Raw genomic sequence first — 12,871 nt, forward strand, 5'->3', positions numbered from 1 at the left:
ATGGCACAAACAGTGATCCCCTTTTCTTTTGAAACTTACTTACAACGGAAACTTGCCAGTGGTGACCCTGTCACGCTTAATAAAATTGTTTTAGCGAACATTCCTGATTTGGACTTAACGCAACCTATTCCACGTGATACTGGCTTACCCACTCATGATCAGATTGTTCATGAACAAGTTATTGACCAAGTAGGTAAGATTAATACCAATGCGTTGGCGTATTCCATCGTCATGGATACAACGATGGGCGATTTCACCTTTAATGCGATGTACTTAATTGATAAAGATGATCGTAACAGTATTGGTATGATTGTATGGAAATTACCGGAAACAAAAACGGCAACTGATGACCTTACCGGCACCACAGGTAATTCTTTAGTGAAATCCATGCTGATGGAATACGACGGTGCCGCAACAGCTGCAGCAATAACAGTCACCGCCGCAACATGGCAGATTGATTATTCAGCCCGTTTAATCGGTATTGATGGAGATGTACGTTTACAAGCACTCGATGTCTATGGACATGATGCTTTTATTGATGATGGTTTTGTTGTTACTAAAGCGACCAATACCGAACAGTATTTTGTGGGGGCTGGTGTTGGGTATATTGGTGGATTACGTGCTGTATTAGCACAAAATCAAACACTGACTATTAGTACAAAACCCACGTCAATTTGGGTGTCGGTTTCACGTCAAGGCACTGTTCTTGGTGCCTGGTCTAATGCTATTGAATTAAAGGTCAGCGCGACAGCATTAACGGATAATGTGATGGATGGTGTTGATCATTATGTGGCAAAAATAGCGGATATCTCGGTTGATGGTAGCATTATCGATGCACGTCAGATGCCATTATCAGGACTTGCGCAGGGATTACCTTATAACGTTCACCGTATTTATTTCCCTTTCGATACCTGTACAACGATGGTTAATGGGCAACGAAAGGTATGGGAGTGTTATCACAATCAACCTATTAAAGGACAAAGCCCCGATAATCCAGCTAATCGGCATGATGGATGGACTGATAAAACCAAGCCGTTCTATTGGATCCCTAAAACCGGTGGACGTGTTGGGATGCCGTTTTATTGGTTGAGCGAGATAGCTCCAGAAGAAGCTGTGATGGAAATCGGAGCTAATTTACCTGCTGCGGTATATTGGCGATTGGCACAAACCTATCCGCATTTAGTACGTAATGGCGTGATTAATACAGGTGATGTGCGTGGTGAGTTTTTACGCGTATGGGATGGTGGGAGAGGTGTAGATCAATATCGAGGGATCAATACATCACAACCGGCGGCACAGAATTTTCATACAGCAAGAGCCGGAAGTGCGGGATCATATGGCGCAGCATGGGCGGATGAGTTAGGTGGCTCAACAACAGGTATTAAGCAGAATCTACAATACCATAATGTGACAAGTGGTAGTCGAGGGTATTTAGAATATTTATCAATGCAACAAAGTATGACAATTCTTACGTGGGATAACGTCTCTCGAAATATTTCACGCGCCATGGCTATTTTTATTTAAGGATGAATAATGAAATATTGGCAATATGAACCAACAACAAAAGAAGTGAATTTATCTCCGCTTATCGCCATTTTTCGTGGTGGAATATATCACCTTCCACAACATAGCATTACGTTTGAGCCATTGCCTCAAAAAATGGGATATGCCGTTTTATTGAGTAATCAAGGTAATAAGACTGAATATGTTGAAGATTATCGCGGGGTAACTGTTTTTAGTCAAAGAGATGGTCACGCCATTGAGATCACTGAACTTGGTCCTCTACCAGAAATCTATACTGAGCAGAAACCCACGACGGCATTTGATGAATGGATTAATGGGCAATGGATTACGAATTTAGAAAAACAATATCAGTATGATTACAACCAAGTAGATGATGTACGTCGTGCTTTATTTACCCAATATGTTGATCCATTGTTGGCTGAGGCATCCATCAAAAAAACACAAGATTTAAAAGAAGAATCAGCGTTATATGTCCAGCAAGCATTAGCGTTACGTCAAAAAATTCAAGATGAAAATCCATGGCCATTATTACCACAAGAGTCAGCCTATGGCATGGAATGAAAAACAACTACAGTGGTCGCCGAGTGCGGCCACTATTCAATCTGATGCGGAAGCTGTTCTTAACCAAATTAATGCGCAGTCACAGCAAGGACTCAATCAGCTATCGGCAATATCGAGCAATGCTGCTTATCAACGTAATACGTTATCGGCTAAAGCAGAAGGCATATTGTCACTCAGGCAAAAACTGGATGCGTTATTAGAATCAGGGCAAGTATTAACCGTGACGCCTTATCAATACGGGGTGGGGTTAGTTGAATCTAATGGACATTTTTTATCAGCTTCAAATGCGATTAATACGTTATCTATTAAGCTGAAAGATAAAGCGGATGATAATCGACCGTTAACCTCCCAATATGCCTTGATGGTGTTAATCACCGCCGAAACACTGGCAGATTATCACGCTAAAATAGTGGCTTTTTGTAAAGTATTACCGTTACCTGATGTATTGGCATTACAACGTCGATTAGCCGCAGAGCTCATCATCAAACAAGAACGGATGTTAACACCCGCTGTTGATGCTGTTCCTCGATTCAAACCTAGTAGTGCATTAAATAACTCTCCTTTACGACAAGCATTGCAATGGCAAGGTGCTCAAATTACGCAATTAGAATCTTTGGCCGCAGACAGAGAAACTCCGATCACTAAACTCAAGCAATTGGCAGCCAAACGAAAAAAAGTGTTACAGCAATTAACGGATGATATTAATCACCTCAAAAAGAATGCGGCTAAAACATGGGTATTTGCGACACAAGGTAGTGTTGAAACCATAGCGGCAGAGCTCGAAGCACAGATAGTACCCAATACAACGGATAAGTTCAGTGTTGCGGTGATGTTCTTAGCCCCTACAAAAATGGATTTTCTAAGGGAAGTACTGAATGTTTGATTTCGATTTTACAGATAATGCGACGGATTTTCTTGATAGTGTTTTAGATACCATACCGGCTACTCCATGGAGTCGTGCCAATGTGCCGACGTTTACCCTTGGAGGAAAGTCTATTGCCTTAAAAGCCATTCGTATTTCACCGAGCTTTGAACTTAAAGATAAAGATTTATCGGCGCAATCTTCCTCGTCCAGCTACGCAGAGCAAGGGGATAAAAGCAAGGTATTAGCGGTGACAGGGCTTGTTCCTTTTAATGAACGTGATCAACTTGAAATGTTGTTTACATTAGCGATGGCCAAGCAAACAAAAACAGAGACTGTTACGGTTAAAAAAGGCGGTGGGATAACTGAAAAATATGTAGGTTCTTATGGGCATTGGACAACGAATAGCAGTGGTGAAAAAGAGTGGGTAGAAAGTACCCGCCATAAAGTAAAAGAGATGGCACCCATTGTCGTTAAGAAAGAAATACATACCCGTGTGGTGCGAAAAACATACACCATTGGGTGTGATATAGCACGAGTACTTAATATTCGAAAAGTCCGTTTTTCTGGCCGTATTTCTGCAACAGAACAAGAAAATATTCGAGCATGGCAAGTTACATTTAGGCTTGTTGAGGTTGAATCACCTAGTGAGGTGATGGAACAGCAATTATTGGAATCTATGATGGGGCAAGTCAAAGATGGAATGGCAGATGTATTGCCTGATGGCCTCATGGACAGTGTTAATACGGCACAGCAGCAATTAGGCGATAACATACCGACGTTACCACAGGGACTCATCGAATCAGTAACGGGAAAAAGCCAAGGTGATTTAGCCTCTTTACTGCAAAATCAAATATGGGAAACGTTGAAATGAAGTTTATTCATTCCGTTTTTATTGACGGCCAATTGCGGGACACAAATGATCATACCTTAGTATTAGAAGCGAATGCTGGAGGGCGTGGCGCACTAACGGTGAAGGGATATGTTGAAAAAGGTCAACGTGTGCGCATTGATTTAGGGATCGCCGGTTCTACTATTGCACAGTGGTTTTCAGGATTCGTGACACAAGTGACCCCGAATGAAAACGGCTATTATAGAATTATTATTCGTGAGCTATGTTTTTTACTTGATAGCCAGCAATCAGTCAGCTTTCAACATACGACTATTCCGGAGATATTGGCTGCTATCACTGATAACACCGGCTTACAATTTGTGTTACCACAAAATAGTGATAGTCATTACCAAGATAAAATCATTGCTAATTTTTCTCACCAGGGCAGCGGTTATCAATTATTGAATAATATTGGCCGAGCCTTTGAGATAACTGATTTTACATGGTATCAACAGCCGGATGGTTTTATCTGGTTAGGTAGTTATCACGATACTGTATGGTCTCAACGACCGGTTATCATTCCCTCAGACTTAACCACAGCCAGTGCTGGCGGCAATGTCATGCAATGTATGTTATTTCCGCCGATTCGACCACATGCCAAAGTAAATGGTAAAGCGATACAGAAAGTCGTCGTGGTTGGGGATGAGATGACACTGACATGGCGAACATCGACAGGGCAAACAACCCCAGAACAACGTCAAATTCGTCAGGCTTTTCCTGAGTTAGCAGCAGGTTATCATTTACCAAAATTTGGTGTCGTTGTGGCGGTTGCAGATAAAGCGACAGCAGGGCAACTCAATGATTCTTTTCGCCCTCGTTACGCCGCTGATGTACAAGTTCTTGATGAAAACGGCCAGCCAGATAAAACGGTACCGGTGTACAAAGCCTTACCGCTACCTGTTGGTGCTGGAGGTAATGAACAAGGCAATATGGCAACGCCAACAGAAGGTACGATGGTTGAATTAGCTTTTGCTTATGGTCGTACAGATAAAGCCTTTATTCGTACCGTATTAGGTTATGGTTGGTCACTGCCTGACATTGCGCCAGATGAACAACTATTACAACAGCGAGCTGAAGTCTTTCAAAGAACCACCCCTAACGGACATCAACATCGAGCAACAGATGGCTATCAAACTGATGATGCAATGATTAAGCAGGATATTGCAGATCGTTATATAGGAAGATTTGGGCAACAAACGGTACAGGTTGATGGACTTAGTTATGAAGATATTGGTCGTAAAGTCATTGAATCGTTGGGTAACGTTGAAATTATGGCCGGGGATAATATTGAGTTAGGAACGTTAGGTAATTTACACACTGCCACTGCAGGAGAATTGGTTGATATTATAGGGGGCTTACGTCGTAGTGTGGCGGGAGAAACACAACATTACCAAGCGCCGCAAACATGGCTTGGTAATAGTGAGACTAACATCTTGCAATTATTGCAGCGTTTAATGGCCGTGACGGAAGCGATAGCCACAACGAGTGCTAATCATACTCATAATAGCAAGCCACCTGATCAGTCGAGTCAATTTGTATCACAATCAAATCAAGTAAAAGATCTTACTGAAACATTAATACCAATGATTAAAGTATAGGGTTGGCTTATCGTTTTGAGTGTAACAATGCTGATTCTCAACACGATACATTGTGACTTTTGTAGCAATTACCTTCTGAAATGTTACTACATTAAATTAAAGGTTAATAAAATGTAAATGCAAAGGAGGCCGCCTATGTCAGAGATAAATGAACTATATGTCTGTGAAGTTTGTGGACAGTCAGAATACCTTGAAGGGGAACATACTATTATTTGTATTTGTGGACATATTCAAACGCTCCCTGATGACATACCACCTTCGGACTAGAGTATTATTCAAGCCACTCAATATTGAGTGGTTTTTTTTTGTCACGAAAAATAGCGCCTAGCCCACGGAATCCGCACTCATCCCACCTCCGCGTTATGTGTGTTTTTTTGGGATTTTTTCAATTTTATTTCAGTAAAAATAGCCCTTAAACCCGCGTCATTACTGGCTTTAAGGGGAAAATCAAAATTGCGAAGAATGAAAAAAAATGCAAAGAATTGCAAAAATAATGATCACATCAATGATCACGTAAAAATATAACGAATTGATTTTTAATGATTAATTCTATTTTACGTGAGATTTAATGATCACGTTGATCACGAATAAGGATCAGGTCGTAAAATAATAATCCTTGTAGAACAAGGGCTAGCCCCTTTTCTAGTGTGATTTGTTTTTGCAAAAAGGTGCATCAAGTATTACGGCTTGTATTTAGTAATTCTGTCAATATCAGTAATTTTATGGGGATGAAAAATAATAATGATTATTTTGCAGGTCGTTCACCGCTAGAAATTATTGAATCAGGAAAGTTTGATGATTTATATGAAGTTGCACGACGTGTAGATGCACTACGGGGATAGAAGACAGGTGAAGTAAATAGGATTAATCATATGAATATTTTGCTGTCGCCACTTTGTCGCCATTTGTTAGATTATTACTCTAATACGTTTTAATATACTCATTTAATAGTTTTGTTTTTTTATTCGTTTTTATGAATATTAACGACTACCTAAAAAGGAAGCCGTTAATATTATACACAAAAATAATCAGTAACAGTTAGTACTGCAGTTAGCGTCTCATGACCAAAGCCAATACTATGCTGTGGTAATCGGTAATATAACATATGTTATTGTTTATTATGATATTAAAATTGATTTCTAACAGTGTGAGACAATCGGTTGAATTGTTTGTCTACCCAGTTTAATGTCTCTGTTAGGTTCGCATCGCCTAGTTTATCGTTGCCGTAGCCGTGTTTGTCTTGGAATTCAGGCATTACGGTTAATAGCGATTATTTGAATATGTTTTCAATATTTTCAAGGCGTGTATCGTATGATGGAATGCCTTCAGAACCAGCAGCGAAGTTATAACATATAACGTTGTTATACTTTTCTGAACAGTCGCTTTATACGGGTACTTAATTTTACTTTATTGTGGTTTTTCCCTAAATAATATGATTGCATCAATTGGCATCGAAATGCATCGTGTTTAGTATCAATCACCGTTGAGACGGTAGTTTCTGTATTGTGTAAAAGAAGGTGAGTTTGAGCTTCAGCTTGTTCATTACTGTAACTATAATCAATGCCTGTTGCTCCTTGTACCATCAGCCATAAATGTGTGAGTGCGAGAAGATAGGATTGATCTTGGTGATTAAAATAGGCTGCGTTATCGCAACCAAGAGTGTCATTAAAAACCGTTTTCATTTTTGCCGCCGCGGTGCATTGTTGAAGCCACTGCTGTTGAGCTTGCCGTTGGTGTAATGTCATAAAGCCAAGCAATAAATCGATAGTTGTATTATTAGGTCGTTGTTGGCAAACATGATCAAAGTGGAGCGATGCAGTACTAATGAATTGATCAAATTGTCTTTTTATTGTGGCATCAACAGGCAAATCCGCCATGCCAAGTAATAATAATTGCTGTTCTAATGCTGACATGCTCATAAGTTCTTATTAAGGAATGACGAAAGAATAGCATGTTCAGAGTTAGTGGCTGAAGAATTAAATAAGGCAGGTAATGAGTTGGCTTTATTGGAAATAAAATAATCAAATTTGGTTTGTTGTGTGTCGGTTTTTTGTTGTTACTGTACAAGAGAATACAAAAGTAGACTAATAGTGATGTGTTAGTGGTATCGACAAGAATAAAAAAGGGATTAACTAAATCTATTACGTTGAAACTTATTGCTTAATGACATTAATAAAAAATCTTATATGGCCAATATGTGGTAATATAAAACACGATGATACTAAAAAACAATCATCTTACGGTGATTTTACCACCGTTATTGGCACTGATTCAGGTCAACTTAGTGCTCAGTTAGTTAATGATTTCCTTGTTTATAGATAATTGGCTAAATAATATACTTACCATTATTTATAATTAGATCTTATAGATATCAGTTATGTTTATTGTCTTTTTGAGCATTTAAATTAACTGGTTAGGAAGTTGGGTTATTGTAATGATGAATAAAGAAACAATTGTGAATAAAAATAATAAATTTATTGTTGGTTGGCGTGAAATCGCCGCTTTGCCTGATCTTGGTGTCGATGATATTCATGTAAAAATTGATACTGGGGCTCGTAGCTCTTGTCTTCATACCTTCAAAATTGAAGAATTTACTCAAGATGATGAATTATGGGTGAAATTTTGGTTACATCCTATTCACAATAACACAGACATCGAACAGGTTTGTATGGCAAAAGTGGCTGACAAACGTGTTGTAAGAAACTCAGGTGGCGATGAACAATTACGCTACTTTATCGTTTCAACGATTGATTTTAATGGTCAGCAATGGCCAATCGAAATATCGCTAACAAGCCGTGACAATATGGCATTTCGTATGTTACTCGGACGAACAGCTATGCATGGCCGTATTATTGTTGATCCAGAAGCCTCTTACCTTATTCAAAGCAAGGAAAAGTAATAGTAATGAAAATCGGTATCTTATCTCGTAATCAGTCATTGTATTCAACGTCTCGCCTTATTGAAGCGGCAGAGCTGCGTGGCCATGAAATCAAGGTGATTGATGCACTTCGTTGCTATATGAACATTAATTCTCAAAAACCCTCTATTCACTTTAAAGGTGAAGATTTAGTGGATTTTGATGCCGTTATTCCACGTATCGGTGCATCAGTGACGTTTTACGGTACAGCAGTATTACGCCAATTTGAAATGATGGGTGTTTATACAGTTAACGAATCTGTTGCGATTAGTCGTTCTCGCGATAAATTGCGTTCAATGCAGTTATTATCACGTAAATGTATTGGTATGCCTGTGACAGGTTTTGCAAGTAAGCCTGATGATGTTAAAGACCTACTTGATATGGTCGGTGGTGCACCGGTAGTGATTAAGCTACTTGAAGGTACGCAAGGCATTGGTGTTGTATTAGCTGAAACACGCAAAGCAGCTGAAAGTGTCATTGAAGCATTTATGGGCTTAAAAGCAAATATCATGGTGCAGGAATACATTAAAGAAGCGGGCGGTGCTGATATCCGTTGTTTCGTTATCGGTGATAAAGTGATCGCTGCCATGAAACGCCAAGGTGCTGAAGGTGAATTCCGTTCTAACTTGCACCGTGGCGGCAGTGCTGCATTAGTTAAAATTACTCCTGAAGAGCGTAAGACGGCAGTTGCTGCTGCAAAAATCATGGGATTAAGTGTTGCTGGTGTTGACTTACTACGTTCAGAACGTGGCCCACTAGTGATGGAAGTTAACTCATCACCAGGCCTTGAAGGTATCGAGAAAGCAACAGGTAAAGATATTGCCGGTATGATTATCGAATATATTGAAAAGCATGCATCTAAAAAAACAGCACTACGTAGCAAAGGCTAAGTCAGTACTGTTTTTATATTATTGGCCCTTCATGGTGTTATTCATGAAGGGCTTTTTTATAGGTGTTTTTCTATTGGTAACGCACCAGCCAGCCATGCTCCTATTTTAAGCATTGCGCCACTATCTGGCTCTGAGTCAAATTGCTTTCCATTAGTATCATCCGTCCAGATAATGTCATTATTGTTATCTAGAGATAAGCGATAAGCACTTTTTTCTAAAAGGCGATCTAAATCAGCATAAAAAATATCAGAGAAGGGTTGAGAATCGACAATGACACCTAACTCTGTGTTTAAATAAGCAGATCTTGGATCAAAATTAAATGAGCCAACGAAGACTTTTTTACGATCAATAATAAATGTTTTAGCATGCAAGCTTGAACGAGAATTGCCTAACCATGAGTGTTTTTTCTTTATTTTAGGATCGGTTTTTATTTCATAAAGCTTAATGCCGCTTTCAAGCATGTCTTTACGGTATTTTGCATACCAGCCATGCACGGCAAACACATCATTTGACGCTAATGAATTGGTAACTATTGTAATGTTTAAGCCACGTTTAGCGGCTTTTACAAGGGCTTTTACTCCCGCTTCAGTCGGTACAAAATACGGCGAAATAAGCAAAAAATCCGTTTTAGCTTGGCTAATCATTGTTGATAAATGATGCAATAATAAATTATCTTGGCTGTGTTTTATTTTGTAAGGTGTGTCATAAACAAGTTCAGCATCAGCCCAATAGAATGGCAAGGTTTGATTAGATAATTTTTTCGCCATAGGATGCTGTTTTAGTGAGCGTGCATAATCAGAGCTCAAATACTGCTTTTGTGCTTTTTTCCATTGCTGCAGTTGATCTGTGGTAGGTAAATTCGCCTCAGTGACTAACATTTCTATCGGTGTTGCGGGTCTACTGTTCCAATATTCATCAAATTGTCGTGCGACTTGAGGAATAATTTTACCCATCATCAATAAATCAAAGTCACCAAATTCAACGCTATTATTAGCAGAAAAATATTCATCACCAATATTACGTCCACCTGTAATGGCAAAGACACCATCGGCAATGATTGCTTTATTATGCATACGTCTATTTAAACGATCAAAATCAGTTAAAAAACTTAATGGCTTAAAACTACGATTACCAAAAGTATTAAATAAACGGACTTCGACATTAGGGTGCGCAGATAAATTAGCTAATGCTTGGTCGTCACGATTTTGCATATCATCTAATAGAAGACGTACACGTACACCGCGTTCTGCTGCTTGATATAAATACCATGTAAGTAAGTTACTGGTTGCGTCATCGCGATAGATATAATATTGAACATCTACCGATTTTTGAGCGCTTTCAATAATAGCTAATCGAGCAAGCAAAGCGGCTTGTCCATCACCAAGAGGATAAAATGCTGTCTTGTTAGGATTCGCTTGAATATAAGGTAATGTTTTTTTTAATAAAATAGTGTTGTAGTTATCAACGTTACTGTAGGTAGCTGTTTTTGTCATTGATAATGGTTGTGCACAGCCAAATAGGGTCAAAGTGCTGACAGCAATAAATGAATGAGTACAAAATTGCTTGAAACGATGAAAAGTGATCATTAGAAAGCATGTTTCTGAAATAAAGTTTCGCAATTTTACCTGTAATTATGATGAAGTGCTTTAGATAAATGAAAATTTGTAAATTTTTCCAAATTAAAAATAACGATTCTTAATTATGCGTAAATTATATGTCGGTATTGGCACTTTTGGGGTATAAAAAAGTCCAAAACATACCTATCTGTTTTGGACTTCTGTATTTATGATACGATCAAGAGAGCTTAGTTTGCGAGCTGTTGTATACCGTGCCATTGATAATGATTGTTTGGCTTTTTACTTACAATACCTTGATCAAGTAGCTGATGAAAAATAGCATCGACTTCATCTGCGGTAAGCTTGAGTAATTGGCTAACAGCACGTTTACTGCAATTAACTTGGTTTTTACTCAGCGCTTCCACCGCTTGTTCATATGGCGTTTTTGGTAACTCTGGCTCCAATTCTTCTACAATAATTTCGTCAGCATCATCAATATCTGTAATGGATGATGTTCCCACCATTGATGGGTCAAAATGATTCAATAATTGCGGCTGATCTTGAAGATTATAGCCATTAACTGACATAAGCTGTTGACGTTTAAATTGATAGCGGAAGCGATTTTCTTCACCAATCAACCCAACAAAAAAAGCAGCAAAGAAATCAAGCAATACTGATAGGAAAATAACTAATCCCAGTTGTGCTGCTTGGTTACTTACATTAAAAGTTGTCGCAAGACTATCAATTAAACCAAGAACAGAACCTTGCCCAACAATGGGTGTAGTATCACGTTCAATTGCGATTTGTTGTTGTTGCTTACGTAATGCTTCGTTTTCTTTTTGGATACGAGTAACACCAGAAGCAATACGCTCCATTTGAATGTATTTTTCAGCAGCAATATTGTTAAGGTCAATTTGTTTTTCAATGGCTTGAATTTGCATATTAAATGCATTGATCTTACTTTGTTGCACATTAGCTTCGCTGTGGGCTTTATTCGTGGCACTGTTTATCCCTCCCACCGAGCCACCAATAGAAATTGCAGCTAGTACGGCATAAAAGGTAAAGGCGGTGAAAGTGCCACTGTAGTTGCGTCGCGCTTTGCGTTCTCCAACTTCGTACCATGCAAAAAATTTCCCCAATTCAAAAATGACAGCCAAGCCGCCAAAAAGGAATTTCATTAAGGGATCGTCATCAATAGATAAAAACAACAACAGTGAAAACACGATTGAAGCAAGAATAGCGGCACCTGTGAAGCTATAAACACTCCACATTGCGAAAATCCCCTTAGGGAAGCGTACTGGTATATTTTGGTTGAAATGCATAAAAATGTCTAAGTAAGGAGCATTTGTTCAGCTGGTCGCATTATAGCGGCGAGCACATAAAAGATGTCTAGGATACAGTAAAATGATTGTTAACCCCTTATAAAATCTGGTAGCTAAATATCTAGTGGAGGTAATTTGTGCATTATTGGTGTCATTGTTTAAATAACAATCCAAAAATGTAAATATAAAAACCATCATTAATAATTTCTAACACATAAGTCATTATAGTCATTAATTTAATTACGCAAAATTAACTGAATATATAACTATATGCCTAAATTTAGCGCCAACAGGAATATTTTTGTAAACGCTATATTTGATATAAATGGAAAAGTTTGATTATTTTATGTCTACACTTAACCCATGATTATTTTTACAAGGTGTAGGTAATGTTTTTTGTCAGTCAGCATCATCTTCTTAATCAACAACAAAATATTAATGAGATTGCTTTTTTTGAGCGCGAATTACCTAATAAAATGCTATTGCATTCTACTTTTATTTATGTGGAAGAAGGCTATTTTCAATGTGTTTGGGAAGCAGAGAATACCGAAATATTATTACAATATATTAATACAACCATTGGTGATGAATGCCAAACGGATTGTTATAGCATTGATCCTATAATGGCAATTACATAGTTTTTGAATGGTTGTTATAAAAATGTTTTGTTTGTGTTTGGTTCATGATGGTCTTTTAATTCCAATAATAGCGTTGGTGTCTTTTGTGTGATTATGGTCACTCTCATTCTG

Annotated in this window: 12 protein-coding genes; 9 read left to right on the plus strand and 3 right to left on the minus strand. The window is 38.4% G+C overall.

All coding sequences use genetic code 11. The features are described from left to right. The 6 genes from VXS03_RS14175 to VXS03_RS14200 all read left to right on the plus strand — a co-directional run bounded on the left by VXS03_RS14175 (position 1) and on the right by VXS03_RS14200 (position 6,279). Entirely contained in the window at positions 1 to 1,524 is a 1,524-nt protein-coding gene (locus VXS03_RS14175; RefSeq protein WP_327764427.1) for a phage tail-collar fiber domain-containing protein, read from the plus strand. Between the two features lie 9 nt (positions 1,525 to 1,533). Further along, a complete protein-coding gene (locus VXS03_RS14180) occupies positions 1,534 to 2,085 on the plus strand; it encodes a hypothetical protein (RefSeq protein ID WP_327764428.1) in 552 nt (183 codons plus the stop codon). Further along, positions 2,072 to 2,968, plus strand: coding sequence for a hypothetical protein (locus VXS03_RS14185; RefSeq protein WP_327764429.1), 897 nt, complete (start codon positions 2,072 to 2,074; stop codon positions 2,966 to 2,968). Before VXS03_RS14180 ends, VXS03_RS14185 begins: the two co-directional genes overlap by 14 nt. Continuing rightward, the gene (locus VXS03_RS14190; protein ID WP_327764430.1) at positions 2,961 to 3,821 is read left to right on the plus strand and encodes a baseplate complex protein; all 861 of its coding nucleotides are present in this window, start codon (positions 2,961 to 2,963) and stop codon (positions 3,819 to 3,821) included. The genes VXS03_RS14185 and VXS03_RS14190 overlap by 8 nt, the downstream gene beginning before the upstream one ends. After that, positions 3,818 to 5,437: a hypothetical protein gene (locus VXS03_RS14195; protein ID WP_327764431.1), complete on the plus strand. Its 1,620-nt coding sequence runs from the start codon at positions 3,818 to 3,820 to the stop codon at positions 5,435 to 5,437. The genes VXS03_RS14190 and VXS03_RS14195 overlap by 4 nt, the downstream gene beginning before the upstream one ends. 668 nt (positions 5,438 to 6,105) lie before the next feature. Continuing rightward, positions 6,106 to 6,279: an antitoxin Xre/MbcA/ParS toxin-binding domain-containing protein gene (locus VXS03_RS14200; RefSeq protein ID WP_327764432.1), complete on the plus strand. Its 174-nt coding sequence runs from the start codon at positions 6,106 to 6,108 to the stop codon at positions 6,277 to 6,279. 519 nt (positions 6,280 to 6,798) lie between these two features. Here VXS03_RS14200 and VXS03_RS14205 read toward each other — a convergent pair. Beyond that, positions 6,799 to 7,350: a hypothetical protein gene (locus tag VXS03_RS14205; protein ID WP_327764433.1), complete on the minus strand. Its 552-nt coding sequence runs from the start codon at positions 7,348 to 7,350 to the stop codon at positions 6,799 to 6,801. 521 nt (positions 7,351 to 7,871) lie between these two features. On the opposite strand from VXS03_RS14205, the gene VXS03_RS14210 reads away from it, so the two are divergent. Together VXS03_RS14210 and rimK are read left to right on the plus strand one after the other, a co-directional pair. Then, positions 7,872 to 8,336 carry an ATP-dependent zinc protease family protein gene (locus VXS03_RS14210; protein ID WP_327764434.1) on the plus strand — a complete coding sequence of 155 codons (465 nt, stop codon included), beginning with the start codon at positions 7,872 to 7,874 and terminating at the stop codon, positions 8,334 to 8,336. A 5-nt stretch (positions 8,337 to 8,341) separates the two neighbouring features. Beyond that, positions 8,342 to 9,244: a 30S ribosomal protein S6--L-glutamate ligase gene (gene rimK, locus VXS03_RS14215; protein WP_080155719.1), complete on the plus strand. Its 903-nt coding sequence runs from the start codon at positions 8,342 to 8,344 to the stop codon at positions 9,242 to 9,244. 56 nt (positions 9,245 to 9,300) lie between these two features. Here rimK and VXS03_RS14220 read toward each other — a convergent pair whose 3' ends face one another. Continuing rightward, a complete protein-coding gene (locus tag VXS03_RS14220; protein ID WP_327764435.1) occupies positions 9,301 to 10,830 on the minus strand; it encodes a phospholipase D family protein in 1,530 nt (509 codons plus the stop codon). A 218-nt stretch (positions 10,831 to 11,048) separates the two neighbouring features. Then, the gene (locus VXS03_RS14225; RefSeq protein ID WP_442957454.1) at positions 11,049 to 12,122 is read right to left on the minus strand and encodes a Preprotein translocase subunit SecY; all 1,074 of its coding nucleotides are present in this window, start codon (positions 12,120 to 12,122) and stop codon (positions 11,049 to 11,051) included. Between the two features lie 389 nt (positions 12,123 to 12,511). Here VXS03_RS14225 and VXS03_RS14230 point away from each other — a divergent pair, with 389 nt between their 5' ends. Continuing rightward, positions 12,512 to 12,760, plus strand: a complete 249-nt coding sequence (locus VXS03_RS14230; RefSeq protein WP_327764436.1) for a hypothetical protein — start codon at positions 12,512 to 12,514, stop codon at positions 12,758 to 12,760. Positions 12,761 to 12,871 lie beyond the last annotated feature (111 nt).

Origin of the sequence: Photobacterium sp. S4TG1 (assembly GCF_036040035.1) — a bacterium.
Lineage (GTDB): Bacteria > Pseudomonadota > Gammaproteobacteria > Enterobacterales > Vibrionaceae > Photobacterium.

Coding starts and splice junctions, on each gene's coding strand:
- VXS03_RS14195 (WP_327764431.1), top strand. CDS start 3,818: ATGAAGTTTATTCATTCCGTTTTTATTGACGGCCAATTGCGGGACACA.
- VXS03_RS14180 (WP_327764428.1), top strand. CDS start 1,534: ATGAAATATTGGCAATATGAACCAACAACAAAAGAAGTGAATTTATCT.
- VXS03_RS14220 (WP_327764435.1), bottom strand. CDS start 10,830: ATGATCACTTTTCATCGTTTCAAGCAATTTTGTACTCATTCATTTATT.
- rimK (WP_080155719.1), top strand. CDS start 8,342: ATGAAAATCGGTATCTTATCTCGTAATCAGTCATTGTATTCAACGTCT.
- VXS03_RS14230 (WP_327764436.1), top strand. CDS start 12,512: ATGTTTTTTGTCAGTCAGCATCATCTTCTTAATCAACAACAAAATATT.
- VXS03_RS14225 (WP_442957454.1), bottom strand. CDS start 12,122: ATGCATTTCAACCAAAATATACCAGTACGCTTCCCTAAGGGGATTTTC.
- VXS03_RS14210 (WP_327764434.1), top strand. CDS start 7,872: ATGATGAATAAAGAAACAATTGTGAATAAAAATAATAAATTTATTGTT.
- VXS03_RS14185 (WP_327764429.1), top strand. CDS start 2,072: ATGGCATGGAATGAAAAACAACTACAGTGGTCGCCGAGTGCGGCCACT.
- VXS03_RS14190 (WP_327764430.1), top strand. CDS start 2,961: ATGTTTGATTTCGATTTTACAGATAATGCGACGGATTTTCTTGATAGT.
- VXS03_RS14175 (WP_327764427.1), top strand. CDS start 1: ATGGCACAAACAGTGATCCCCTTTTCTTTTGAAACTTACTTACAACGG.
- VXS03_RS14205 (WP_327764433.1), bottom strand. CDS start 7,350: ATGTCAGCATTAGAACAGCAATTATTATTACTTGGCATGGCGGATTTG.